The sequence below is a fragment of the Mycobacterium sp. DL440 genome, from assembly GCF_011745145.1.
Taxonomy (GTDB): Bacteria; Actinomycetota; Actinomycetes; order Mycobacteriales; family Mycobacteriaceae; genus Mycobacterium.
This window is the reverse complement of the sequence record NZ_CP050191.1, coordinates 6153594-6178904: the sequence shown is the minus strand read 5'-3', so window position 1 is coordinate 6178904 and position 25311 is coordinate 6153594. Positions and strand designations below refer to the sequence as shown.

General features: G+C 67.0%; 27 protein-coding genes, 1 pseudogene and 1 riboswitch. Of the genes and pseudogenes, 19 read left to right on the top strand and 9 right to left on the bottom strand.

Going from position 1 to position 25311, the window contains the following annotated elements; genetic code table 11:
- The 4 genes from HBE63_RS30100 to HBE63_RS30085 form a co-directional block, all read right to left on the bottom strand.
- Entirely contained in the window at window positions 1-1131 is a 1131-nt protein-coding gene (locus tag HBE63_RS30100) for a glutamate--cysteine ligase (protein ID WP_166908807.1), read from the bottom strand.
- On the bottom strand, window positions 1112-1825 hold the full coding sequence (locus HBE63_RS30095) for a superoxide dismutase family protein (protein WP_166908805.1): 714 nt from the start codon (window positions 1823-1825) through the stop codon (window positions 1112-1114). The genes HBE63_RS30100 and HBE63_RS30095 overlap by 20 nt, the downstream gene beginning before the upstream one ends.
- Before the next feature lie 9 nt (window positions 1826-1834).
- Window positions 1835-2305: a LytR C-terminal domain-containing protein gene (locus HBE63_RS30090; protein ID WP_166908804.1), complete on the bottom strand. Its 471-nt coding sequence runs from the start codon at window positions 2303-2305 to the stop codon at window positions 1835-1837.
- A 75-nt stretch (window positions 2306-2380) separates the two neighbouring features.
- Window positions 2381-2692: a DUF3263 domain-containing protein gene (locus tag HBE63_RS30085; protein ID WP_166908802.1), complete on the bottom strand. Its 312-nt coding sequence runs from the start codon at window positions 2690-2692 to the stop codon at window positions 2381-2383.
- A 138-nt stretch (window positions 2693-2830) separates the two neighbouring features.
- Here HBE63_RS30085 and HBE63_RS30080 point away from each other — a divergent pair, with 138 nt between their 5' ends.
- The 8 genes from HBE63_RS30080 to HBE63_RS30045 all read left to right on the top strand — a co-directional run bounded on the left by HBE63_RS30080 (window position 2831) and on the right by HBE63_RS30045 (window position 11303).
- Window positions 2831-3424, top strand: coding sequence for a peptide deformylase (locus HBE63_RS30080; protein WP_166908800.1), 594 nt, complete (start codon window positions 2831-2833; stop codon window positions 3422-3424).
- Between the two features lie 9 nt (window positions 3425-3433).
- Window positions 3434-4372, top strand: a complete 939-nt coding sequence (locus tag HBE63_RS30075; RefSeq protein WP_166908798.1) for an N-acetyltransferase — start codon at window positions 3434-3436, stop codon at window positions 4370-4372.
- 18 nt (window positions 4373-4390) lie between these two features.
- Window positions 4391-5203 carry an exodeoxyribonuclease III gene (locus HBE63_RS30070; RefSeq protein ID WP_166908796.1) on the top strand — a complete coding sequence of 271 codons (813 nt, stop codon included), beginning with the start codon at window positions 4391-4393 and terminating at the stop codon, window positions 5201-5203.
- A gap of 121 nt (window positions 5204-5324) precedes the next feature.
- Window positions 5325-6893, top strand: a complete 1569-nt coding sequence (locus tag HBE63_RS30065) for a MoxR family ATPase (RefSeq protein ID WP_166908794.1) — start codon at window positions 5325-5327, stop codon at window positions 6891-6893.
- Window positions 6890-7504, top strand: coding sequence for a potassium transporter Kef (locus HBE63_RS30060; protein WP_166908792.1), 615 nt, complete (start codon window positions 6890-6892; stop codon window positions 7502-7504). Before HBE63_RS30065 ends, HBE63_RS30060 begins: the two co-directional genes overlap by 4 nt.
- Entirely contained in the window at window positions 7501-9363 is a 1863-nt protein-coding gene (locus HBE63_RS30055; protein WP_166908790.1) for a VWA domain-containing protein, read from the top strand. The genes HBE63_RS30060 and HBE63_RS30055 overlap by 4 nt, the downstream gene beginning before the upstream one ends.
- Complete coding sequence (locus HBE63_RS30050; RefSeq protein ID WP_166908788.1) at window positions 9356-9994, top strand: phosphohydrolase; 639 nt, start codon at window positions 9356-9358, stop codon at window positions 9992-9994. The genes HBE63_RS30055 and HBE63_RS30050 overlap by 8 nt, the downstream gene beginning before the upstream one ends.
- On the top strand, window positions 9987-11303 hold the full coding sequence (locus HBE63_RS30045) for a CoF synthetase (RefSeq protein WP_166908786.1): 1317 nt from the start codon (window positions 9987-9989) through the stop codon (window positions 11301-11303). The genes HBE63_RS30050 and HBE63_RS30045 overlap by 8 nt, the downstream gene beginning before the upstream one ends.
- Here the strand turns inward: HBE63_RS30045 and HBE63_RS30040 are convergent.
- The 3 genes from HBE63_RS30040 to HBE63_RS30030 are packed head-to-tail and all read right to left on the bottom strand — an operon-like array spanning window position 11281 to window position 14470.
- Entirely contained in the window at window positions 11281-12018 is a 738-nt protein-coding gene (locus HBE63_RS30040; RefSeq protein WP_166908784.1) for a TIGR00730 family Rossman fold protein, read from the bottom strand. The genes HBE63_RS30045 and HBE63_RS30040 overlap by 23 nt on opposite strands.
- Window positions 12015-12656 carry a class I SAM-dependent methyltransferase gene (locus tag HBE63_RS30035; protein WP_166908782.1) on the bottom strand — a complete coding sequence of 214 codons (642 nt, stop codon included), beginning with the start codon at window positions 12654-12656 and terminating at the stop codon, window positions 12015-12017. The genes HBE63_RS30040 and HBE63_RS30035 overlap by 4 nt, the downstream gene beginning before the upstream one ends.
- Before the next feature lie 50 nt (window positions 12657-12706).
- Window positions 12707-14470 (bottom strand): MFS transporter, encoded by a 1764-nt coding sequence (locus tag HBE63_RS30030; RefSeq protein ID WP_166908780.1) that lies wholly within the window; start codon window positions 14468-14470, stop codon window positions 12707-12709.
- Window positions 14471-14704: 234 nt separating this feature from the next.
- Window positions 14705-14812, top strand: a riboswitch (TPP riboswitch).
- Here HBE63_RS30030 and thiC point away from each other — a divergent pair.
- From thiC to HBE63_RS30000, 8 genes and pseudogenes are all read left to right on the top strand, one after another.
- Window positions 14805-16448 carry a phosphomethylpyrimidine synthase ThiC gene (thiC, locus tag HBE63_RS30025; RefSeq protein ID WP_166908779.1) on the top strand — a complete coding sequence of 548 codons (1644 nt, stop codon included), beginning with the start codon at window positions 14805-14807 and terminating at the stop codon, window positions 16446-16448. (Overlaps the previous riboswitch by 8 nt.)
- 7 nt (window positions 16449-16455) lie before the next feature.
- A complete protein-coding gene (gene thiD / locus HBE63_RS30020; protein ID WP_208301254.1) occupies window positions 16456-17292 on the top strand; it encodes a bifunctional hydroxymethylpyrimidine kinase/phosphomethylpyrimidine kinase in 837 nt (278 codons plus the stop codon).
- Window positions 17289-17927, top strand: coding sequence for an alpha/beta family hydrolase (locus HBE63_RS30015; RefSeq protein WP_166908777.1), 639 nt, complete (start codon window positions 17289-17291; stop codon window positions 17925-17927). Before thiD ends, HBE63_RS30015 begins: the two co-directional genes overlap by 4 nt.
- Window positions 17924-18478: a septum formation family protein gene (locus HBE63_RS30010; protein ID WP_166908775.1), complete on the top strand. Its 555-nt coding sequence runs from the start codon at window positions 17924-17926 to the stop codon at window positions 18476-18478. The genes HBE63_RS30015 and HBE63_RS30010 overlap by 4 nt, the downstream gene beginning before the upstream one ends.
- 46 nt (window positions 18479-18524) lie before the next feature.
- Window positions 18525-19913 carry a cytochrome P450 gene (locus HBE63_RS30005; protein ID WP_166908773.1) on the top strand — a complete coding sequence of 463 codons (1389 nt, stop codon included), beginning with the start codon at window positions 18525-18527 and terminating at the stop codon, window positions 19911-19913.
- A gap of 81 nt (window positions 19914-19994) precedes the next feature.
- A pseudogene (locus HBE63_RS31650) lies at window positions 19995-20147 on the top strand (DUF5996 family protein); the annotation flags it as partial.
- Between the two features lie 97 nt (window positions 20148-20244).
- Complete coding sequence (locus tag HBE63_RS31995) at window positions 20245-20349, top strand: DUF5996 family protein (protein ID WP_371814838.1); 105 nt, start codon at window positions 20245-20247, stop codon at window positions 20347-20349.
- 15 nt (window positions 20350-20364) lie between these two features.
- Window positions 20365-20661: a hypothetical protein gene (locus HBE63_RS30000; protein WP_166908771.1), complete on the top strand. Its 297-nt coding sequence runs from the start codon at window positions 20365-20367 to the stop codon at window positions 20659-20661.
- A 44-nt stretch (window positions 20662-20705) separates the two neighbouring features.
- On the opposite strand, the gene HBE63_RS29995 is transcribed toward HBE63_RS30000, so the two are convergent.
- The gene (locus HBE63_RS29995; protein WP_166908769.1) at window positions 20706-21545 is read right to left on the bottom strand and encodes an alpha/beta hydrolase; all 840 of its coding nucleotides are present in this window, start codon (window positions 21543-21545) and stop codon (window positions 20706-20708) included.
- Window positions 21546-21661: 116 nt separating this feature from the next.
- Between HBE63_RS29995 and HBE63_RS29990 the strand changes: the two genes are divergently transcribed.
- The 3 genes from HBE63_RS29990 to HBE63_RS29980 are packed head-to-tail and all read left to right on the top strand — an operon-like array spanning window position 21662 to window position 24070.
- The gene (locus HBE63_RS29990) at window positions 21662-22246 is read left to right on the top strand and encodes a TetR/AcrR family transcriptional regulator (protein WP_166908767.1); all 585 of its coding nucleotides are present in this window, start codon (window positions 21662-21664) and stop codon (window positions 22244-22246) included.
- 56 nt (window positions 22247-22302) lie between these two features.
- Window positions 22303-23784, top strand: a complete 1482-nt coding sequence (locus HBE63_RS29985; RefSeq protein ID WP_166908765.1) for an NAD(P)/FAD-dependent oxidoreductase — start codon at window positions 22303-22305, stop codon at window positions 23782-23784.
- Between the two features lie 16 nt (window positions 23785-23800).
- The gene (locus tag HBE63_RS29980) at window positions 23801-24070 is read left to right on the top strand and encodes a hypothetical protein (RefSeq protein WP_166908763.1); all 270 of its coding nucleotides are present in this window, start codon (window positions 23801-23803) and stop codon (window positions 24068-24070) included.
- Here HBE63_RS29980 and HBE63_RS29975 read toward each other — a convergent pair.
- Complete coding sequence (locus tag HBE63_RS29975) at window positions 24037-25284, bottom strand: TetR/AcrR family transcriptional regulator (RefSeq protein ID WP_166908762.1); 1248 nt, start codon at window positions 25282-25284, stop codon at window positions 24037-24039. The two genes, HBE63_RS29980 and HBE63_RS29975, sit on opposite strands and share 34 nt — an antisense overlap.
- Window positions 25285-25311: the final 27 nt, after the last annotated feature.

Sequence of the window (25311 nt, the reverse complement as noted above, 5' to 3'; positions counted from 1 at the left end):
TCAAAGTTGGAGTTCGCTTACCAAGGCGTCGACGACTTCGCGCAGGTCGCCGTCGCTCTCCTCGGCCACGCGACGCTGCCGTTGATAGGAGCCGCCGCCGCGGTAGATGTCGGCCACCGAGGCCAGCTCGTCTGCACATCCCAATGACTTGGCCACCGGCTCAAGGTGATTCAGTAGTTCGTCGAGGTCTTCGGTGACCAGCCGCTCATTGCTGTCGGCGTCCAGGATGATCACCGCGTCCAGTCCGTAGCGGGCGGCACGCCACTTGTTCTCCTGCACGTGCCACGGGGGCATGGTCGGCAACTGTTCACCCGCGTCGAGCCTGCGGTCCAGATCGACGATCAGGCAGTGGGTCAGCGCGACCAGCGCGCCGAGCTCACGCACATTCGACACCCCGTCGAAGATCCGCACCTCGATGGTGCCCAGGTGCGGCGACGGCCTGATGTCCCAACGAATCTCGTTGAGGTGGTCGATGATGCCGGTCTTCTTCTGATCGTGGACGAAACCCTCGAACTCGGACCAGGCCTGAAACTGGAAGGGCAGGCCGGCGGTAGGCAGCTGCTGAAACATCATCGCCCGGTTGCTCGCGTATCCGGTGTCCTCGCCTTCCCAGAAGGGTGAGGACGCCGAGAGCGCCAGCAGATGCGGGTATTGGTTGAGCAGCGAGGAGATGATCGGCATCACCTTGTGCGCCGACGAGATCCCGACGTGCACGTGCACACCCCAGATCGTCATCTGCCGGCCCCACCACTGGGTGCGCTTGATCAGCTCGGCGTAGCGGGGCGCGTCGGTCAGCTGCTGTACCGACCATTTCGCGAACGGATGCGTCCCCGCGCAGAACAACTCCATGCCGCGGTCATGCACGATCTTGCGTACGGAGCCGAGAGTGCCGCGCAGGTCATCCATCGCTTCACCGGTGTTGTCACAGATTCCGGTGACGATCTCGATGGTGTTGCGCAGCAACTCCTTGTGCACGTGCGGGCTCTCGCCGACTTCGGCGATCACCTCGGCGGCGCCGTTGCTCAGGTCGCGAGTGTCGGCGTCGACGAGAGCGAACTCCCACTCGACGCCGACGGTGGGCCGGGGCGACCCGGCGAAATCGATGCGGCTGTCAGCCTGCGCCGATAACACCGCACGCCACCCGGCTTCCGGCGTCGCCGGTGGCCATGGTCGCCTGATCGGGGCCGGGGGCTCCGCCGACGACCTGCTGGTACTTCTCCGGCGGGATGTTGGCGAAGTTGTCCGCCTTCTCGTGGATCATGATCGCGGTCTTGGTGCCGGCCAGCAGATCCTCGGCGGTGAACGCGTCGGTGGTGGTCACCAGCTTGCCCGAGCCGTCAGCGCGGATCTGCAGCGAGCTCAGGTCACCGCTGGAGGGATGACCGCTGTGTCCGGGTACCTGGAAATGGCCGCCGGCGGAGTTGAAGTCACCGGGCGCACCGCCGGTGGGGGCCACCGAGTTGGCTTCACACTTGCCGACGGAGTGGATGTGCAGACCGTGGAATCCCGGAGCCAGCTTGCCCGGAGTGGTGGTCTCGATGGTCACGGTCGCGAAGCCGTCGGCGAACTGGAAGTCGGCGGTTGCCACGGCCGTGCCGTCGGCGGTCTTGAGCTCCGCGGTCAGGGTCTCGCCGCCAGTGGTGCCCTGCGCACCGTGCCCGCTGCCGTGCTCACCGGGAGCGGCCGCCGAGGGCGAGGGCGATCCGGTCCAGATCGCCGGGGTGGTACCGGGCGTGTCGGAGGGCACCTGACCGGGAGGGCTGCAGGCGCTCAGCGCAACAACCGGGGCAGCGAACAGGACGGCAACACTGACGGACTTCAGCATGCCCAAAGCCTAGCCGGTGACTACCACGATCACGCCCGGTGGTTGCTCGAGAAGTTCGGGGCGTCGGGGTTCGACGGGCGCCTGGATTGCCTTGCCAACGGCTTCGGCGGCGTCCTTCTCACCCGAAGTCTCACCGAAGAACACGGTGGTGCCGGCGACACCTTCCAGCGTCAGGTTGCCGGTCTCGGTGACATTCCAGTGCGCCTCACGCAGACGGTTGGCCGTGGTCTCGGCCGCACCTGGGACATCGGAGATGTTGTACACCCGCACGTCGGCCTTGACCTCGGGGGCGGGTTCGGCCTTCGCCGATGGCTTCGTGGTGGTCGTCGCGCTCGTGGTGGCCACGGACGACGACTGATCCGCTGAGTCGTCATCGGAGCCGAGCGCCTGGAAACCGACCAGCAGGAACACGACCCCGAGGAACAACAGCACCATCACCATGGCGCGCAGGGGTAACCCGGAGGAGTCTCGCTGATTCATCGCCACCACTGTATCGAGCGAACGGCTCGATGCCTCACCCAGGCCATTTGTCCTCCTCGCGTGCGGGGGCGGCCTTTAGGTGCTGATATCGAAGCCGAGCCGCCGCGCAGCACGCGCCTTCTGCCTGGTCGCGCGCATCCGCCGCAGCCGCTTGACCAGCATCGGGTCGGCGGCCAGCGCCTCGGGGCGGTCCACCAGGGCGTTGAGCACCTGGTAGTACCGCGTGGCCGACATGGAGAAGAGCTCTTTGATCGCGTCTTCCTTGCTGCCGGCGTACTTCCACCACTGGCGCTCGAAGGCCAAAATATCGTGCTCGCGCCGGGTGAGCCCATCACTCAGGTCAGAGTCGTCCCCGGATTGCTCAGTCCGCGCCATGGCGCCGTCCATATTGCTCCCTGGACCCTTCCGACACGTGAGAAATAACATCGCTGTGGTTCGGCGATTATTCAACCACGGCTTGCTGGGTTGAGCTGACACATAAACCCGCGAGTCGGGTGAGAAGGATTGCCACCTTAAGCTTCCCCCATGGCTGTCGTACCGATCTGCATCGTCGGGGATCCCGTTCTGCACACACCGACCGAACCGGTGCCCGTCGGCCCCGACGGCTCGCTGCCCGCAGACCTACCCGAGCTCATCCAGACCATGTTCGACACCATGGATGCCGCGAACGGCGTTGGCTTGGCCGCCAACCAGATCGGCGTGGCCAAGCGGTTGTTCGTGTACGACTGCGCCCCGACGCGCGGCCAGGCCACGCGGCGTCGCGGGGTCGTCATCAACCCGGTACTCGAGACCTCCGAGGTTCCCGAGACGATGCCCGACCCCGACGACGACGAGGAAGGCTGCCTGTCCGTGCCGGGCGAGAATTTCCCGACCGGTCGGGCCGACTGGGCACGGGTCACGGGCCTCGATGCCGACGGTTCTCCGGTCACTCTCGAGGGCACCGACTTGTTTGCCCGGATGCTGCAGCACGAGACCGGGCACCTCGACGGATTCCTCTACATCGACCGGCTCGTCGGCCGGCACGCGCGGGCCGCGAAGAAGACCGTCAAGCGGAACGGCTGGGGCGTTCCCGGCCTGTCCTGGATGCCGGGCGAGGTTCCCGACCCCTTCGGTCACTGATGTTCACCGATGCCTGAGTTACCTGCGCTCGGGTCCCGGGTCAGCCTGCGTTATCAGCTGCCCATGGGGTCGGCCAAACCGCTCACCGACGTCATCGGGCACCTGGAGCGCCTGGAGCCGACGGTGCTGATCCGCACCAAGGACGGTGAACTGGTCGACGTCGCGCCGGCCGACATCGTCAGCGTGCGCGAGTTGTCGCACGCCCCGGTGCGGGCCTCGGAGATCCGCGCGCTCGAACATGCGGCGGCACTGGCGTGGCCGGGCGTCGAGCAGCACTGGCTGGGCGGCTGGCTACTGCGCGCCGGGCACGGGGTCACCAGCCGCGCCAATTCGGCTATCCCGTTGGACATGTCGGCGCAGATCGCCGACCTTTCCGAGGTGCGCGACTGGTACCGGGCCCGTGACCTGCCGGCCTGGCTGGCCCTGCCCGAACGGCTGCTGCCGATTCGCACGCCGGGTATCAAACCGGCCCGGGTCATGGTGCGCCCGCTGCCCGCCGCGGGCACGCCACGACAACCCACTGTCACGCCGGCGCAACCCTCGACCTCGAGTGTCACGCTGGCGCAGCAACCGGGCGCACAGTGGTTCCAGATCTACGAACGCGCGGTGCCTGCTGACGTCCTGACGGCCGTGGTCGAGGGGCGGCTGACCTTCGCGTCGGTGCCCGGTTGTGCCGTCGGCCGCGGTGCGGTGACGACGGCGCCAGACGGGTCCGCCTGGCTCGGTATCTCATCGGTTCGGGTCTCCTCCGCCCATCGCGGGCAGGGCCACGCCCGGACGGTGTGCGAAGCGCTGTTGGCCTGGGGCGCGGAGGCCGGTGCCCGGCAGGCCTATGTCCAGGTGGAAGTCGACAATCACGCCGCCATCGCGTTGTACACCTCGCTGGGTTTCCGGCTGCACCACCAAACCCGTTATGTCGCGGCCGACGATGTCCTCGGCTCACGCTGACCCGTAGTCTCTACCCCCATGCGCCTGGCCACCTGGAACGTCAACTCGATCCGAACCCGAGTGGACCGCGTGGTCGACTGGCTGGAGCGCGCTGACGTCGACGTGCTGGCCATGCAGGAAACCAAGTGCACCGACGCGCAGTTCCCGATGATGCCGTTCGCGGCGTTGGGCTACGAGGTCGCGCACATCGGACTCAACCAGTGGAACGGCGTGGCCATCGCCTCGCGGGTCGGCCTCGACGACGTCGAGATCGGGTTTCCGGGCCAACCGACCTGGAGCAGCAAACCGGAGGAAGAGGCCATCGCCGAGGCCCGCGCGCTGGGAGCCACCTGCGGCGGGGTGCGGGTGTGGAGCCTGTACGTGCCCAACGGCCGCACACTGGCCGATCCGCACTACGCTTACAAGCTGGATTGGCTTGCCGCCCTGCGGGATACCGCCTCCGGCTGGCTGAAGGACGACCCGGAGAAGCCCATCGCACTGGTCGGCGACTGGAACATCGCACCTAGGGACGAGGACGTCTGGGACATGGCGGCTTTTGCCGGCCGCACCCATGTGTCCGAGCCCGAGCGGGCCGCCTTCCAGGCCATGCACGACGCCCAATTCACCGATGTGGTCCGGTCTTTCACGCCTGGGCCGGGGATCTACACCTACTGGGATTACACCCAGCTGGCTTTCCAGAAGCGCCGCGGGATGCGCATCGACTTCATCCTCGGCTCCCCCGGCCTGGCATCACGCGTCACGCATGCCGAGATCGCGAAGGACGAGCGTCGCCCCAAGAAGGGCACCACCGCGCCCAGTGATCACGCCCCGGTCGTGGTCGAGCTCGGCTGAGACTCTCAGTTGATTCTGCGGCCACGGCGAGAAAGTTCGAGTGAGCCGTGCCCTGGCCGCAGAATCAACGCATGGGCGGCACGCTTCGGACGGTTAACATTGGCCCGACGGGAGGGGGCGGATGACCACCAGGTGGAGTGCGGTATCGAAATCGCCGACCTTGCCCGTGGGCCACGCTCCGGCGGCCGGCCTCACCGCCGCCGACCTGTTCACGCCGCCGACGGAGCCGACGGTCACTCTCGACGAGAAGCTGCGCCGTGCCTACTTCTGGCTGATCAACAAGGCCGTGATCTCCCCGTTCTACGACGTCGAATTCGGTTCTGACACCACCGTCAACTACCCGCTCGGCGATGCGGGCGCATCCTTGAGCCTCCCCAAACAACCCGCCTATTCCTCCAATGTCCTTGTCCCGCTGCTGACTTTCGCCGTCGGCGGACGGTGCCTGCTGATCGGCGGCCCGGGCCGCGGCAAGACCACCCTGGCGGTACTGATGGGGGTGCTGGCCGGGTCCACCCCCGCCGATGTGCGTCGCCATGTCCAGCAGGGCCAGCCGCAGCTGACCGTGGGTGATCTGGTCGGGATCCCGTTGCCGCGCGATCTGGTGCAGGCCGGCAGCCTGGCCGAGATCACCATCGCCTGGAAGAGCTGGCTGACCGCGCCGGTCAAGATCGTCGACGAGTACAACCGGATTCCCACCAAGACCCAGTCGGCGCTGCTGACCATGGTCGCCGAGGGCTACGTCGAAAGCCACGACCAGATGCACGTCACCGCACCCGAACACGGTGTGCAGAGCTGGTTTTTCACCGCCAACGACGACGGCGGTGGCGGCACCTTCCCGGTGATCCAGGCCCTGCGGGACCGCATCGACGTGACGGTGCAGGCGTTCGGGTTCAACAGCAGATTTCTCGACGAGCTGGTGAGCCGGGTGGAGGCCGGTGACCGCCCGGAGGACAACGTGCCCGCCGAGTTGGTGTTCGGCGCCGCCGAGCAGGCGGCGATGGTCGAGATGATCCGCGGAATTCCGGTGCCCACCGACGTGCGCCGCCGGTTGGAATTTTTCGTCAGCCACTTCGAGTTCGTCCAGCACGGTGGGCGCCGCTTCGAGTACCGGACCAAAGATGTGGTGGCCACCGCCGGTCTGGAGGTGGAGCAGGTCATCGACGCCAACTCGGGTGCCGATCTGCAGGTCGATCTCGGCGCACAGACGGTCAACGGGGTGTCGGTGCGCTCGCTGCAGAATCTGGTGCTCTATGCCAAGGCGCTGGCGTGGTTCCGCGGCAACGACGCCGTCACGCTTGAGGATGTGCGGGCGATGGTTCCGTTTGCCTTGCGCGGCAAGCTGTTACCGAACACCGCCCATCCCCGGTTCGACACCGGAGCAGACCGGGAACTGGCGTCGGACCCGGCGAGTTGGCTGACCGACCTATTCGACACCTCGTGCCGGGAGTTCGTCGCGCTGGCGCGGGATGGCGAGGATCCGGTGGCTGAGCTGCTCGACGAGTTCAGCCACGGCCTGGACGGTTTGGACGCGCTCGAGGTGTCGCGACGCCTCACCACCATCGAGGCCCGCATCTCGTCGGTCTCCGGCGTCGGCAAGGTGTACGGCCGGGATTTCGATGATCTGGTCGCGTTGAAGTATCTCTACCAACGGTATTCGAACTATCTGCACTGGCTGGAGAGCGGCCGGTGATTGCCCGGGCGTATCACCAGGTCAACCTCGGCCTGCCCGCGCCCGCCGACCTTCCGGCGGTGCCCGGACTCGACCTGGCGCTGTCGGCCGACAACGTGGCCCGCTTCGGCGGTGATCCGCGGCGGTACCGCCATGCCCTGAGCGGCATCTCCGGGGCGCCGGAGGCGGTGGTCAACGTCGCGGCGGTGGCTGCCTGGCGGGCCGGGGTGCTGGGGATCCGCGACGATGCGTTGTCCCGTTTACAGCTGTTACCAATCGATCTCGCGGCCTCGGTGCTGGGCCTGCCGGTCGACGCGGTCGTCCCATTCACCGATGGGCAGGCGGTCGACCGGTTCTACTGGCCATTGCGCCAGCCGGGCCAGTTGATCGCCCGGATCGGCGGTTTCACCGGTCTCGGTGGCAGGTGGGATCAGCCGCCCACCGATCCCACACCGCGAGGGCCGGGCAGGTGGACGGTGCACGTCGGTGCGCAGCGCTGGCAGATCGACGCCGACGTATTCGGCCACGTGATCTCCGATGCGCCCGCGGCCGGCCCGCAGATCGACCGACCCGGCCCGGCGCAACTGGTGGTGCGCCCGACCTCCTACCTGGCCGAGATCTGGCCGGCATGACCGGGCGGACACCCACCGACCCCGAGCTGGTGGCCTGGCGGGCCGCACTCGATCTATGGGGTGTGCAACTTCATCCGCCGAACATGGTGCGCGACCGTGCAACCGGTACGTTCGCCTGGTTCTCGTTCCCGCCGTCGATCTCGATCGACGTCGACGAGCTGGCCCGCCAGGGCGCCCAGCACCACCTGGTGAGCGTCTTCGCCCACGAGATCGGCCATCACGTGCTGTCCCCGAGCACCCGCATCGTCTCGTTCAAACTGCTGCAACAGATGGCCCGGGCGATCGTGGCCAGCGATCCGCGACGTGCCATTCCTGTCACGGCCACGGCCCGGCGCCTGTCCAATCTGTGGTCGGATCTGCTGATCAACGACCGGGTGGTCCGCATGCAGCGCAGGCAGCACCCGGGCACCGAACCGGACATGATCGCCCTGTGGCGCACACTGACCGCCAGGGAGCCGGTGTCGAACGCGGCCTGGTGGGTGCTGATGCGCGCCTACGAGCTGCTGTGGTCGTTGCCGTCGAACACGTTGTGCCCCAAAGACCCTCCCGCAGTGCCCCAGGGCGTTCGAGAAGAGGTGCGAGCCCGCCAGCACATCGACCCCGCCACGCTCGACGTGTCGATGGTCCGCGAGGATCTGCGGGAGAAGGAACGCGTCCACCGGGCCGCGGCCATGCGGGTACGCGCACTCCAGGACGAGTTGCTGCTGAGCCAGCCGGTGCAACCCGTCTCCGACGCCGAGTATGTGGCACAGGCGATCCGCACCTTCGGCGCGGACCCGGTGAGCGGCGCCCTGACGTTCGGCATGGTGCTGGTGCCCTACCTGGTACTGGAATCCATGATTTCCGACGGCGCCGCTCTCCCCGGGGGCGGATGCGCCGAGCAGGGCGGAGCACCGGCCACCACGGCCGAACTGGGCCAGGTGCTGGCCGATCCGCGGCTCAACGAGCCTGCGGTGCACCCGGCGGCGGCCGCTGTCGGCGCGCCCTCGGCGGGCCAGGCATCGGGTCAAAGTTACGGTGTCGCACAGACCTTGGACCTCTTCGCCGGATCCGACCCCGGTGCCGTGATGCTGGCCTGGTACGAGGCGCAGGCCCGGCCCTGGATCCGCCCGCTGCTGCAGTCCGGCCGCGGCGTCGCCGCTCACGGGATTCCCGGGCCGTTGGAGACGTGGGAGCTCGGCGACGATGCCACCGAGCTGGACTGGCCCGCCACCCTCGCCGTGAACCCGGCAGTGGTGCCCGGGGTGACGACACGTCGTCGCAGTCAACTGCCCGACGACCCGGTCGTCACCACCGAAGCGGTGACCCTGGATCTCTACATCGACTCGTCCGGCTCGATGGCGCGCCCCGAACGGGGCTCCCCGGCCGTGCTGGCCGGCATGATCCTCGTCCTGTCGGTGCTCAAAGGCGGTGGGCGGGTTCGGGTCACGTCATGGTCGGGCCCGGGTCAGGTGGCCGGGGACAGCGTGTACACCCGCGACCGGTTGGAGATCATGCGCCAGCTGACCACGTTCTTCGGCGGTAGCACCGTGTTTCCCCTCGATCTGCTGGCGCACCGGTACCCACCCGGCGACTGCGGCCATGATGAACTGCGCCACCTGGTGGTGCTGTCCGACGACGGTTTGATGTCGCTGTTCGGTGCCGGTCAGGAAGAGTACGCCGGAGTGGCGGCCGCGGTACGGCGGCAACTCGACACCGCGACCCTGCTGGTGCAGAACCGTTCCCGTTCGGTGGCCGCTCCGGCCGCCGAAGCGGGTTACGACGTCGACTATCTGGACAACATGTCCGACGCACCGGCGGTCTGCGCGAGGTTGGCGGCGCACATCGCCGGGTATCGGCGGGCGGTGCCGCATGGCTGAGGAAGCAAGCCGGGAAACCGGCCAGGAATTGGCGAACTGGTTCGCCGAGGGATTGGACGAGCAGGCGGTGTGGTCGACGCTGAAGCCCGGCGCAGGCGTCGACGAGGTCGCCGCCCGGATGGCGAGCACGCCGCAACCATTTCTCGCCGACACCGTCGACGTGGTGGCGCTGGCATGCGACGTGTTCAACCACACCGGTTGCGCGGCAGCGGCCCAGCGCATCGCCGAGCGGGGCACGCCCGCTTCGCGACGCGGTGCCGCCATCGGGCTGTGGTTGTTCGCCAGTACCGAGCTCATCGGGCCGCTCACCGCGCCGCTCGATGACCGCAAGGCAGCGACGGCATTGCTGGCATTGGCATTTCGGGTGGCACCGCTGGTCGACCCCGGCCGCTGGCTCAGCGATGCGGAACGCCGCGACGAGGCGGTGCGCACTTTTCTGCTGTGGAACGGTCTGCTGCCGCACGGCGAGGACGCAACGCAGGCCCGTGCGCTGTTCGAGATGCGCGATTCGGTGCGACGCGAGGGTGCGCTGGCTCAGGCATTGGCCGATCACGAGCACCGCATGGCCGTACAACGCCGCCTGGCCGACGCCCAGGCGAAAGAAGCTGCGGCACGGTACAACAGTGAGTGACGATCCGCTGCGGCTCGACGACTATGTGCCGTTCGGCCAGGTGGCGTTGACCGACGAGCAGCGCTGGCCGGGCCTGTCGACGGCCGGGCGGGACCGGCTGGCCGCCCTGGAACAGCACCCCCTCGCGCCGGCCTGGTGTCATCGCGTCGGGCACCGGCTCACCCCTGGCCAACAGCAGGCAGCCACCCGTCAACTGCCGCTTGATGATTGGCTGCCGCAGCATCTCGCACTGGCCCGCACCCTGCCTGCCTATCGACACCGAACGGGCCCACTGGACAGCCTCACCGACTTCCCACTGATCGGGCGTGAAGACCTGGTCGACGACATCGCGGCGTTCGTCCCGCCGCACGCCGACCTGAGCCGGATGCTGCACGGTACGAGCTCGGGCAGCACCGGCGCCGCCCTGGTGATGCCCGACGACCCGGACGAGCTGGCTCGCGGATTTCACTGGCTGCGCGGCCTGGTGGGTGCCGACTGGGTGCCGGTGAACCATCGGGTGGCATTGGTGCAGACGGTATTTCAGCGGCAGGCGTTTACCTACGCCTCGGTGGTCCCGGGTTTCGACGAGGCGTTGATGGCCCGGCTGAACCTGCATCCGGCTGCGTGGGCGGGTGGCGGCACGCAGCGCGATGCCTATCTGCGGCACACCGATCCACAGGTGATCAGCGGGACGCCCACCTCGCTGGAGGTGCTGCTGGAACCCGGGCTCGCCACAGTATTGCGGCCGCTGGCGCTGATCTCCGGGGCGATGACGCTGACCACCCCGTTGCGCCGGGCCCTCGTGGCGGCGTACGACTGCCCGGTCCTGGATGTCTACGGCCTGCACGAGACCCGGCCCATCGCGGTCAGCGACGACGGCGGACCGTTCGTGGTGGCCGAACGCCGCGTGCACGTCGAGGTGCTGGCCGGTGAGGTCGTGGTGACGTGCGGAGAGAACCAGTTTCTGCCGCTGGTGCGCTACCGCACCGGCGACTACGCGCGGTTGGTCACCCATCGCGGTCGTCCCGCCCTGGCTGAGCTGGAGGGCAGGGAGGCAACGGTTTTCGTGTCGACGACGGGCGTCGCGGTGCCCTGCGTCGACCTCACCCAGCAACTGCAGGCCGCGGGCGCCCGCGGGTGGAGCGTCAGCCAGGACGCGGAGGGCCGCGTCTCGGCGGTGATCGCGTCCGGCGACCAGCACCGGGTGCGCGAGGCGCTGGATCTTCTGCTCGGGCACCCGGTCGAGGTGACCCGGGTGGCGACGTTGGCCGAGCTGGGGCCCGGGAAGCCGCGCCGCTACTCGTCGGCTACCCCGCCGACGCGGCGATGAGCTCCACGGCTTCGGCCACGCTGTCGGTGCAGTGGATCAGGGCCAGGTCGGATTCGGAGATCTTTCCTTCGCGCAGAACGGTGTTGCGGATCCAGTCGATCAGGCCCGACCAGTAGTCGACGCCCAGCAGGATGATCGGAAACCTGGTGACCTTGTGGGTCTGCACCAGGGTCAGCGCTTCGAACAGTTCGTCGAGGGTGCCGAATCCGCCCGGCAGGCACACGAATGCCTGCGCGTATTTCACGAACATGGTTTTGCGGACGAAGAAGTAGCGGAAGTTGATACCCAGATCGACCCAGTGGTTGAGGTGCTGCTCGAAGGGCAGTTCGATGCCGAGTCCGACGGAGTAGCCGCCGGACTCACTGGCCCCGCGGTTGGCCGCCTCCATCGAGCCCGGTCCGCCCCCGGTGATCACCGCATAGCCCGCTTGCACCAGCGCGATGCCCAGCTCCTCACCCAACCGGTACTCGGGTGAATGCGGAACCGTGCGGGCCGATCCGAAAACCGTGACAGCCCTTGGCATTTCAGCGAGGGCGTCGAAACCGTCGACGAACTCGCCCTGGATGCGCATCACCCGCCACGGATCGGTGTGCACCCAATCGGTGGGGCCGCGCCGGTCCAGCATCCGTTGGTCGGCGGTCGTAGTGGCACAGCGATCGCGGCGCAGTTGCACCGAACCGCTGATCTGAGGCTGGCTGTCGTCGTTCTCGGTCACGACGGCTTCACGCCCACAGTGATGGCGTCGGAGATCGGCGTCCATATCGGCCGGCGTACCCGATGCTGTTCTGCGACGGTGAATCCGGCCGCCTCGAAGAGCGCGCGCATCTCCTTCTCGGTGGGGCTGTGCGCGGGTGCCCCCAGGTCGGCCGACAACGCGTGCAGCGGCAGGAAGGTACGACGTGGGCTCATCGTCGCCACCGCCGCCATGCCGCCGGGGGCCAGCACCCGGTAGAACTCCGCAAGTGCGGCAGGCTGGTCGAAGAAGTGGAATGCCGAGGTCGTCACCACCGCGTCCAGGAAGCCGTCTTGGAATGGCAGTTCCTCGGCAGGGGCCGACTTCCACCGCACTTCATCGGTCCGCTTGCCGGCCTGAGTGAGCATGCCCTCGGACATGTCCAGCCCGTAGACCTCATCAGGGAGTAGTTCGCGCTGGATACGGTCGGCCAGGATGCCGGTACCGCAGGCGACATCGGCGATCTGACGGGCACCGCGCTGCTGCAGCTGGGCGATCACCTCATCCTGGGCGGGTCGGTACACCCACCGCTGGAGGCAGCCCTGGTCGTAGGCCGGTGCGGCGAAACTCCAGAAGCGCGTGATGGCGTCGTTGAATCCGCGGCGCTGTGTGGTGGTCACGAGCCCGAGTGTAGGTCGGTGTCTCAGACCTCGTTGTCGGCTCCGGCCTCTCAGGCCTGATTGTCGGCTCCAGCCTCCGTCCCATAGCGGCCCGCACTGAACATCGACGCCACCGCGCCGATCACCATCATCACCGCCGCGGCAGCGAACACCACCGTCAGGCCGGAATGGAACGGCTCGGTGATCAGCTGTGGGAAGAACGTCTGTCCGGTGATGACGTCGGCGTTCACGCCCGGCTGGTGCAGCGCGTCGGAAGGCGCGAGCAGTTCGGCCATCGGGTTGTAGCCCAGGAAGGCCGCGAACAGGCTGCCGACCGGGGGCAGGTTCGCCACGTCGTGGGCCACCGAGGCCGAAACACCTTGCCCTGTCAGGCCGGTGGTCAATGCCGCGGGCAACGTGTTGGCCAGCCCGACGATCATCAGTGAGAAGAAGATGCCGATCGACAGCGAGTTGCCGGCGTTGAAGAAGGTGGACCGCACACCGGAGGCCGCCCCACGCTGATCGGCCGGCACGCTCGACATGATGGCCGCGGTGTTGGGGGCGGTGAAGATGCCGCCGCCGAGGCCGTTGAGGAACACCAGGATGGCGAACACCCAGTAGTCGAAGTTGACCGGGATGAGCAGGAGCGCCACGAAGGTGGCTGCCATCAGCAGCATGCCGCCGACGGTCAGCGGCCGCGCGCCGATGCGATCGGACAGCGATCCGGCGATCGGCGCGGCGACCAGGAACCCGATGGTGACCGGCAACAGGTAGATGCCGGCCCACAGCGGCGTGGACTCGAAGCTGTAGCCGTGCAGCGGCAGCCAGATGCCCTGCAACCAGATGATGAGCATGAACTGCAGCCCGCCACGGCCCACCGAGGACATCAGCCCGGCCAGGTTGCCCATCCCGAACGCGGCCGATTTGAACAACCGGACGTCGACCATGGGCGACGACACCTTCAGCTCGACGATGCAGAACGCCACCAACAGCAACAGTCCGACGGCGATGGAGCCCAGCACCCACGGGCTGGTCCAACCGGTGGTCGAGTCACCGTAGGGCTGGATGCCGTAGGTGATGCCGATCAGCAGCACCGTCAGGCCCAGCCCGAAGGTCAGCGTGCCGGCCCAGTCGAGCCGTCCGGCGGTGCGGACACCGAGTTCTTTGAGTGAGCGGTAGCTCCAGATGGTGCCGATGATGCCGATCGGGACACCCACCCAGAAGATGGCCTTCCAATGCCACTCGGACAGGAAGCCGCCGATCAGCAACCCGAGAAACGACCCGGCGACGGCGGCCACCATGTTGGTGCCCAGCGCCATGCCGCGCTGGTTGGCCGGGAAGGCGTCGGTGAGGATCGCCGACGACGAGGCCATCAGCATGGCGCCGCCGACGCCCTGGATCACGCGCCAACCGATCAACCAGACCGCACCGCCACCGAGTTGGAACGGGTCGAAGGACAGCGCGATCGCCGCCAGGGTGAAGACCACGAAGCCGAGGTTGTAGATGCGGACCCGGCCGTACATGTCGCCGAGACGTCCGAACGGCACGACCAGCACGGCTGTCACCACCAGGTAGCCCATCAGCATCCACAGCAGATAGCTGACGTTGCCGGGGGCCAGCGGGTTCAACCCGATGCCGCGGAAGATCGCCGGCAGCGAGATCAACACGATCGAGGCGTTGATGGAAGCCAGCAGGATGCCCAACGTGGTGTTGGACAGCACCACCCACTTGTAGAACGGGTGGTCATGATCCATCCGTTTGCGCCTGTCGGCGGTCTCGGCCTCGGCGGTGCCGCCCGCGCCTGGCGGGCTGCTGTGTTCAGCTTCAGTCGTCATGTGGTGTTCGCATCTCGTATCGCTTCAAGGGCTATATCCAGGGCCAGCGGGCGACCCAAAACGTGCAAAACACATATATTAGCTATGCAAATCAAGCCGGGGCAACTCCACGGTGCCTCCGCTTCACCGGTTTCGACACCAGGGTCGTGCCGCCACGCTCAATACAGCCCTGACGTCGGAAACGGTGGCATCCGGTTCCCTCCGCCGCCCCCTCTGCGCTAGGTTGGGCCCTGCAAACCACACGCGGGAGTGCGCACGAGCGCACTGAGAGGACGGGTACGCCCGTCGACCGTACGAACCTGACCGGGTAATGCCGGCGTAGGGAGATGAATAAATGAGTAGTTTTATTGACGCCTCTTCCGGGGGCACGGTCGACCCATCGGTGACCACCGGCCCGATCACCGGAAGCACCAAGGTCTATCGCGAGGTCAACCATGACGGCACGACGCTCCAGGTGCCGTTTCGCCGGGTGAACCTCACCAACTCCGAGCATCTGGACCTGTACGACACCTCGGGCCCGTACACCGATGAGCGTGCGGTGATCGACCTGAGCACCGGCCTGCCGCCAAGGCCCGGAGTACACAAAGATCGCGGCACCCAGCTGCAGCGGGCCCGCGCCGGGGAGATCACCGCCGAAATGGCGTACATCGCTGAGCGCGAAGGTGTTTCGGCTGAATTGGTGCGTGCCGAAGTAGCACGGGGGCGCGCCGTGATACCCGCCAACCACAATCACCCCGAGATCGAGCCGATGATCATCGGCAAGGCATTCGGGGTGAAAGTCAATGCCAATATCGGTAATTCGGCAGTCACCTCGTCGATCGGCGAGGAGGTCGACAAGATGGTGTGGGCCACCCGATGGGGCGCCGACACCATCATGGACTTGTCGACCGGCAAGGACATCCACCTGACCCGAGAGTGGATTCTGCGCAACTCCCCGGCCCCCGTCGGGACCGTGCCGATCTATCAGGCACTGGAGAAGGTCAACGGCGACCCCACCAAGTTGACGTGGGAGATGTACCGCGACACCGTGATCGAGCAGTGCGAGCAGGGTGTCGACTACATGACGGTGCATGCCGGAGTGCTGTTGCGCTACATCCCCCTGACGGTCAAGCGTGTCACCGGCATCGTGTCCCGCGGCGGGTCGATCATGGCGGCCTGGTGCCTGGCGCATCACACCGAGTCGTTCCTGTACACCCACTTCGAGGAACTCTGCGAGATCCTGGCCCGCTACGACGTGACGTTCTCGCTGGGCGACGGGCTGCGACCCGGGTCGATCGCCGACGCCAACGACGAGGCCCAGTTCGCCGAGCTCCGCACCCTGGGTGAGCTGACCAAGATCGCGAAATCCCATGGCGTGCAGGTGATGATCGAAGGCCCGGGCCATGTCCCGATGCACAAGATCGTCGAAAACGTGCGTCTGGAGGAGGAATGGTGCGAGGAAGCGCCGTTCTACACTCTCGGCCCGCTGGCCACCGACATCGCCCCGGCCTACGACCACATCACCTCGGCGATCGGGGCGGCCATCATCGCCCAGGCCGGCACCGCGATGCTGTGTTATGTCACGCCCAAGGAACACCTGGGCCTGCCCGACCGCAAGGACGTCAAGGACGGCGTGATCGCCTACAAGATCGCTGCGCACGCCGCGGACCTGGCCAAGCAGCATCCGCGGGCACAGGAAAGAGACGACGCACTCTCGAAGGCGCGCTTCGAGTTCCGTTGGCACGATCAGTTCGCGTTGTCACTGGATCCCGACACCGCGCGCGAGTTCCACGACGAGACGCTGCCCGCCGAACCGGCCAAGACCGCGCACTTCTGCTCGATGTGTGGCCCCAAGTTCTGTTCGATGCGCATCACACAGGACATCCGGGATGCCTATCCGGACGGGGTGGCCCCCGAGGACATCCAACGCGGGATGGCCGAGAAATCCCAGGAGTTCGCCGACCACGGGAACCGTGTCTATCTACCCTTGACCACGTGAGGCCGACGTGAACTTCTTGCCATTGGTGCCCGCGGGTGACACCCCGCTGCGGGTGATGACCATCGCCGGGTCCGATTCCGGCGGTGGCGCCGGGATCCAGGCCGACATGCGGACCTTCGCAATGCTCGGCCTGCACGGCTGCGTCGCCGTCACCGCGGTGACGGTGCAGAACTCCGTCGGCGTCAAGGGTTTTCACGAGATCCCGATCGATATAGTTTCGGATCAGATGCGCGCGGTCGTCACTGATATCGGGATCCAGGCCGCCAAGACCGGCATGCTGGCGTCCTCGGAGATCATCACCACGATCGCCGAGACGTGGCGTTCAGAAGGCCTGGCCGGAGCAGTGCCACTGGTCGTCGACCCGGTGTGCGCTTCGATGCACGGCGATCCGTTGCTCCACCACAGCGCCCTCGACGCGTTGCGCACCGAGCTGTTCCCGCTGGCCACACTGGTCACCCCGAATCTCGATGAGGTCCGGTTGCTGGTCGACATCGAGGTCGTCGACGAGGCCTCGCAGCGGGACGCGGCGCGCGCACTGCACGCGCTGGGTCCGCAGTGGGCGCTGGTCAAGGGCGGGCACCTGCGCTCGTCGTCGGCCAGTCCGGATCTGCTGTTCGACGGCACCGAGTTCCACGAGTTCGCCGCGCCGCGGATCGATACCGGCAACGACCACGGAGCCGGCGACACCCTGGCGGCCGCAACGGCTTGTGCACTGGCACACGGCTATTCGGTGCCCCAGGCGGTGGAGTTCGGCAAGGCCTGGGTGACCGAAGGTATCCGGTCCGCCTATCCGCTGGGCCACGGCCACGGCCCGGTGAACGCCCTGTTCCGGCTGCAGTCATGAACCTCGACGCGATTGCGGGGGTCGCCCACGAACCCGAGGGACCGGCGCGGGGAATTGTGGTCCTCACCCACGGAGCCGGCGGCAACCGGGACTCCGCGATGCTGGTCAAGATCTGCGACGAGTGGGCCTCCCGCGGCTGGCTGGCCATCCGCTACAACCTGCCCTACCGCCGCCGCCGGCCCAAGGGACCGCCGTCGGGATCGGCGGCAGGCGACCAGGAAGGCATCGCTGAGGCGATCGCACTGGCCCGCAGCCGCACCGGCGGCCCTGTGATCGCCGGTGGGCATTCCTACGGCGGGCGGATGACCTCGATGGTCGCCAGCGCAGGAAATGAACCGGGGGCAGGCCCGGACGTGCTGGCCCTCTTCTCCTACCCGCTGCATCCGCCGGGCAAGCCGGAACGCGCCCGCACCGAACATCTGCCCGGCATCACCGTGCCCACGGTATTCACCCACGGCACCTCCGACCCGTTCGGCACGATCGAGGAGCTCACGGCCGCCGCGGCTTTGGTGAGCGGCCCGACCGAACTCGTCGTCATCGAGGGTGCCCGTCACGACCTCGGATCGAAGCGCCTGAACGTGCCGGCCCTTGCGGTCGACGCGGCGCTGCGGGCACTCGATATCGTCGAGCCATGACCTACCCGTCCGGTCCCCCTGGACCGCAGGGCCCGCCGCCTCACGGTTACCCGCCACCCCCGCCGCAGCCGTATTCCACCGGCCCCGACCAGTTCTCAGCGACACCGAAGAAGTCCCCGGCGCTCAAGTGGGTGCTGTTGGCGGTCGTGGTGCTGGTCGCAATCGTGATCGCCGCCGGCGCGGTGTTCTACCTGGCCCGGGACCGCGGCGCCACCGAGGCCAGCCAGGTCCGTTCGGGTGATTGCCTGACCGAGATACCCGACAGCAGCCGGGTGTTGTACGTCAAGACAGTGGGTTGCGATCAGCCGCACAAAGGTGAGGTGTTCGCCGTGCTGCCACTGCCCGATGGGGATTTCCCTGGCGATGCCGCGGTGGTGAAGTACGCCGACAAATGTGCGCCGGCGCTGGCCCAGTACGCCCCCGACGCGAATGGCGAAACCGGGATCCAGCTGTTCGTCCTGTACCCGACCGTGGACTCCTGGCAACGTGGGGACCGCACCGTGACATGCATCGCTACCAGCAAGAACCCCCGCACCGGGAAAATCGGGTAACGCACTACTCTAGTGGCCGCTGACCGGGCGGGCAGACACTCGGCACATGGTCGAGATTCAGCCCGCTCCGGCGACAGCCACGCTGCCGCTGGCTCCGCGCAATCCCTTGCCTTACCGCCAGTTGATCAGGGCGATGCGGTCCTTCATCGAGGGACATCAGCGGCTGCGCGACGCAGGCGGTCCCGTCAGCCGGCTGGTGCTGGGCCCGCGCTGGCTGATCCCCCCGGTCCTGTTGGTCACCTCCCCGCAAGGGGCCCGCGATGTCCTCGGCCGCCGCGATTCGGTCGCCGATCGCGGCAGCGCCCTCAACATGGTCGAGCTGCGCCGGCTGATGGGCGGCAACCTGTTGAATCTGCCGCATGAGCGCTGGCTGCCCCGGCGGCGGACGCTACAGCCGATGTTCACCAAGCAGAACGTCCCGCGCTATGCGGGGCACATGGCCGCCGCGGCGCACTCGATCGCAGACGGCTGGCGCGACGGGACGACGGTCGATCTGGACGTCGCCTGCCGGGCGCTCACGCTGCGTGCGCTGGGCCGCTCGGTGTTCGGGTTGGATCTCGACGAGCGCGCCGACGATGTGGGCCCCGCGCTACGTACCGCGTTGTCGTGGATCTCCGATCGGTCGGTCCGTCCGGTCAACTTTCCGCAGTGGGTGCCCACCGGCGGTCAACGCCGGGCCAAAGCGGCCAATGCCTGCCTGCATCGCCTGGCCGCCGAGATCCTCGCCGCGGTGCGCGCGGATCCCGATCGGGATGCGCCGCTCGTGCGCGCGCTCATCGAGGCCCGTGACCCGGACACCGGCCGAGCACTGACTGACGACGAAATCTGCGATGAACTGGTGCTTTTCATGCTCGCCGGGCACGACACCACCTCGACGACGCTGTGCTATTCGCTGTGGGCGCTGGGCCGCGATCCCGATCTGCAGTCCCGCGTGTACGACGAAGTCGCGGCGCTGGGCGAACGAACACTGACTCCCGAGGATGTGCCGCACCTCGAACACACTGTGCGGGTCCTGCACGAGGCATTGCGCCTGTGCCCGCCCGGCGCCGGTACGCCGCGGATGCTCAACGAGGAGATGACGGTCGACGGCTACCGCGCCGAGGCCGGCACGATGGCGATGGTCAACTTCTACGTCATGCACCGCGATCCGGCGCTGTGGGATGATCCGCTGACCTTCGACCCGGACCGGTTCAGCCCTGAGCGCTCGGCCGGCCGAAACCGTTGGCAATACCTGCCTTTCGGCGGTGGCCCGCGGTCCTGCGTCGGCGATCACTTCGCCATGCTCGAGGCCACCCTGGCCCTGGCGACCATCGTGCGCGAGGCCGGTGTGACTTCACTGCAGGACGACTTTCCGGTGGAGACCCCCTTCACCGTCATCGCCGCCGAGCCCATCCTGGCTCGCATCACAAGGAGGAGTGCCACCATTCCGCGGTAATCCTCGGTGACGCGCGGCTAGGCTTGCGTCACCGAGGTTGGAGATCGACGAATCGTCGACGCGGAAGGTGGCATCTGTCCCATGAACGCTCGTCCAGGCAACGCTTGGCCCGCGCTACGGGTATCGGATTGGGAGCCCACCCGCGACACCCTGCACATGTGGACACAGATCGTAGGGAAGATCCGGCTGACGCAATCACCACTGATCAATCATTGGTGGCAGGTGACCTTCTACGACGAAACCTTCACCGCCCTGCAACAACTGGGCATTGTAACGCGAATCTCGGCAAGCCCCTTGTTCTGGCGTCAACTGGTCCAGGCGCACCGCCCTGATGGATTTCCTGCAATCGACCTACACTGCTGCGGCAGATCTGGCCAGTTGGGACCGAGCAGGTTTGGAATGCGATCCACAGCGCTGGCGACACCCACACGGATAGGACAGGGAGATCTTCATGAAGCTCTACATCGTCGGCGGCGTAGCTGTCGCGCTGCTGGCCGGGGGGTTGCTCGCCGCGGCGCCACCAGCCGGCGCCGGGTGCCAGTACGGCGGTCCGGTGATCAGTAAGTGCGACAAACCCGTCCAGCCCGACGGCACCTGGGAACGGTGCGTGGGAACCTGGGGCTACGTGCCCAGTGGCTTCAGCTCCCACCTGGTGCCGGTCAAGCGCTGCGATCTGATGGGTCCTGGCCATGAGTACGCGCCCACGGATTCCACCTTCGCCGACCCGCCGACGCACATCGACGACTGAACCCCGCCACGCTGAGGTGACGGGGTCCGGTCGGGCCGGCCGGGTCAGGCCCGCTTGATGAAGTCGAGCGCCGTCTCGGCCACGGCGCGCCAGCCGCTGTCGATCACCAGCGAGTGCCCGCGGTCCGGAATCTCGACGAACTCGGTGACGTCCGGGTTCTTCGTCTGCCGCTTGAACGCGGCGTGGGAGATGGCCCGTGGCACGGTGTTGTCCTTTTCGCCCGAAATGATCAGCAGCGGACCGCGATCCAGCGCCTTGTTGTCCACCTTGGTTTCGGATGCGGGGTTGAAGTTGGCCAGCGCGGCCTGGAACAACGGTATGGCAGAGCCGGCCACCGAGTACTCGTTGTAGAGCCGATTCGACTCTTCCTCGGAAACCGCGTTACCGAACGAGAACCGGAACTGCTTGCGGGTCAGGGGAACCGCACGGCCGTAGTTGAAGGGGTTTCCGAGGACGGGAAATGCCGCCCGCAGCGCCGATACCGGGAGTGGCAGCACACCGCGCCCCGGCGCCGGGTCGATGGCGACCGCCGCCTTCGACAGCCCGAGGCCGGCGAGTTTCTGGGTGATCAACCCGCCGAAGGAGTGACCGATGATGATGGGCTTCCGGTCAAGCTCTCGGATCACTTCGGCGTAGTGCTCGGTGATCTCGGCAACCGTCTTGCGCGCGAACACCGACGGGTCGCGGCGTGCGTCGGCCACGCTTTCCGGGTCATCGGGCCAGCCCGGTGCGAGAGTGACGTAACCACGGTCCTCGAACAGCGCCCGCCAGGTGTCCCAGCTGCTCGGCAGCAGCCAGAGGCCGTGAACGAAGACGACCGGTTGGGCATCGGAGGCATTGGCTCGTTGCAGTTCGGCCAGCTCGCGGGCGGTGATGGTGGTCATTACGGTCTCCTCGTTACATAGAAAGAACGATCGTTCTTCTCCCCTTAACCGCTGCCGCCGACGAACTATTCCCGGCGATCAGAAAGAACGTTCTAGCCCGGCGTACCGTGGTGGGCATGACCACATCGACGCCGACCTCCGCGGCGCGGGAGCGCCTCCTGCGCGTCGCCACCGAACTCTTCTATCGCGAGGGCATCCACTCCGTCGGCGTGGACCGCATCCTCGCCGAGGCCAAGGTCACTCGAGCGACCATGTACCGGCATTTCAGGGGCAAGGAGGACCTCGTCGAGGCCTACCTCGCCGCCGAGGACGCGACTATCCGCGGCTATTTCGATGAGGCCGCGGCCCACGCCGGGCCGGACACCGACATGCTCGAGCTGGTGATCGAGGGCATCGCGGAAGATGTCGCGCGCTATCACACGCGCGGCTGCCCCTTCATCAACGCCGCCGCCGAATATCCCGACCCCGACAGCCGGATCCGGCGACTCATCACCACCCACCGCAACTGGTTTCGCGGCGCCCTGGAACAGGCGGCCACCGGCCGTGGCAAGCCGGATGAGATCGCCGCATCGCTGATGCTGCTGCGCGACGCCGCCCTGGTCGGCAGCTATCTCGACGGGATCAACACGGTGAAGCCGGCCTTTGTGCGTGCCGCGCATCAGGTGGCCGGGATGGCCAGCCAGTCCGCCGCCAGTACCTGACCAGCCACGATCAGGCCCTCGACAAAGTACCCGATACCTGCGGTACTGTCTGCAGCATGAGCCCGGGGTATGAGGCAGTAATCGTCGGCGCGGGATTCGCCGGCATCGGCGCCGCCATCCAGCTCAAACGGCTGGGCATCGAGAACTTCGTGATCCTGGATCGCGAGGACGACCTGGGCGGCACCTGGTACGTCAACCACTACCCCGGCCTGGCCGTGGACGTGCCGACCACGACGTACTCGTACTTCTTCGAGCCGAATCCGAACTGGTCGAGGCTGTTCTCCACCGGCACCGAGATCAAGCAGTACGCCGACGATGTCGCCGACAAGTACGGCGTGCGCCGCCACATCCGGTTCAACACCACCGTCGAGGGTGCCCACTGGGATGACGAGGCCGCCCTCTGGCACGTGAACCTGGCCGGTGGCGAGACCGTGAGTACACGCTTCCTGCTCACCGCCACCGGCTTCCTGTCCCAGCCCCACACGCCCGACATCCCCGGTATCGCCGACTTCACCGGCAAGGTCATCCACACCACCGACTGGGATGACGGCTACCAGCCCGACGGCCGCCGGATCGCGATCATCGGCACGGGCGCCACTGCCGTGCAGCTCATCCCAGAGCTGGCCCGCAAGGCCGCGGACCTGACGGTCTACCAACGCACGCCGATCTGGGTCGTCCCCAAGATCGACCTGCGATTCTCCGAGCGGGTCAAGGCGCTGTTCGCCCGGGTCCCGCTGACCCAGCGGGCCGTGCGTGCGGTCACCGACGCCATCTACGCATTCATGGTCGATACCGCCGTGCTCAAGCACCGGTACTTCCGGCGGTTCAACATCGCCGCGGCCGACCTCGCCAAGCTGCATCGGTTCGCCTCGATCCGCGACCCCGAACTGCGCCGCAAGCTGACCCCCGACTACGACTTCGGTTGCAAGCGCCCGACGTTCTCCAACGGCTACTACCGCGCCTTCACCAAACCGCACGTGCACCTGCAGGCAAGCGGAATCGACCGGATAGAACCAGGGGCGATCGTCAACTCAGACGGCACCCGGACGGACATCGACACCCTGGTGCTGGCGACCGGATTCGATCTGTGGGACGCCAACTTCCCGGCCATCGAGGTGATCGGACGCGACGGCCGCAATCTCGGAAAGTGGTGGCGCGAAACCCGGTTCCAGGCCTACCAGGGCGTCTCGATGCCGAACTTTCCGAATTACCTGAGCCTGGCCAGTCCATACGCGTTCCTGGGTCTGAACTTCTTCAACACCATGGAGTATCAGATGCACCTGATGGACCGGTTGTTCGGCGAACTCAAGCGCCGGAAGGCGACGACGTTCGAGGTCACCGAACAGGCCAACTCCCGATATCTGGATCGGATGACCGAGGCGCTGGGCGACTCCCTGTTCACCCTCGGAAACTGCGCATCGGCACGGTCGTACTATTTCAATCCGAGCGGCGAGGCAACGCTGCTCCGGCCGATGACGACCCGCCGGGCCGTCTCCGAAGCTTCGCGGTTCCCGTTGAGCGACTACACATTTGCCTGATCAGAGAGGATCACACATGGCAGAGGGCAAGAACTCCAAACTGACCAAGCTCGTCGGCCTCAGCGTGGCCGGCGCTGGCGTCTCACATTTTGTGAAGCCGCAGCTGTTCGAGTCGGTCACCAAGTCGGCGTTCCCCACGGACACGCAGAAGCACATCTACACCAATGGCGGTATCGAGACCGCCATCGGCCTGGGTCTCCTGCTGCCCAAGACCCGCAAGCTGGCCGCCGTCGGCACGCTCGGCTATCTGGCCTACCTGGCCGGCAACGCCGTTCGTAACCGGTAACGGCCCAGCAGCGTCATATCGACCATGACCGCGACGACGGCTCGGGCCTGCTCCGAATTCTCATAGTTCATGAGTCGGCCCAAGTCGATCACCAACGCCATCGCCGCATGAACGGCGAAGCGCGCCTGCCCCGCGTTCCACAGCGGGCGTACCGGCATGACCACCTCGACCCACGATTCCACGGCCGCCCGCTGCAGGTCGCGCAGGATCTTCTGGTCGGCGGGCGTCATGTTGAGGCGTTCGGTGTAGTAGACGTAGTCGAGCTCGGGGCGGTCGAAGGATCTTGCCACGTAGCCGTCGATGAGGGCACCCAGCGCCTGCTCCGGGTCCGTCGCCGCGCCGAGCACCTCGGCCATGTCGCCCGACAATCGGTCGGCGGCGCGGCGGAACCCGGCCGCCAGGATGTCGGACTTGCCGGAGAAATACCGGTAGATCCCCGAGGCGGGCATGCCTACCGCTGCGGCGATGTCCTCCATCGTGGTGTCGCGATAGCCGTTCTGATTGAACAGCCGCATCGATTCGGTCAGCAGCGCTTCGTATTTCGTCGCCGTCACGACCGGCGGCGGCGTCACCACGGGGTCCGTCGCGTTGGGGAACTCTGGCAGCTCGGCTGCCAGCACGGTGTCGCAGATATCGGCGAGCAGTGCGCGGACCTGGCCGGCGGGCAGTTTGGACCTGTGGTCGACGACGCTGCCGATTACGCCGAGCACCGCAGTCGACAGGGTCCAGCGGGCCCGCGAGCTCATTTCGGGCCGCAATTCCATCAGCGGGCGGTGAATCCGCCGGTGCACCGTCCGCACCTGCGCGTCCAGGGTGCTCTGGTCGTCGCCACGCAGATAACGCGCCTCCCAGCGGTACAGACCGCCGGATTCGCGATTAACCAAAGCAGTGTCACTGAGCGCAGCGACGATGAGGCGCAACCGCTCCCGCGGGTCGCCCTCGGCGTCGTCGGCGAACGCCGTCCCGTCGACAAGTTGCTGACTGAGGTTCAGCACGGCGTCGCGGAACAGTTCGTACTTGCTCGAATAGTGCCGGTACAACGCGGCCGCAGAAATCCCGACCCGCGAGGCAATGGCCTCCATGCTCACGCCGTGATAGCCCAGAGCGCTGAAAGACTCCGCCGAGGCCCGCGCTATCTGCGCCTTTCGGTCTTTGGGGCGACGCCGCACACCATCGCCACCGCTGCCGATCGACCGGGGCGAGATGCGCGCCATTCCGTCACACTAACGGACCGAACAGCC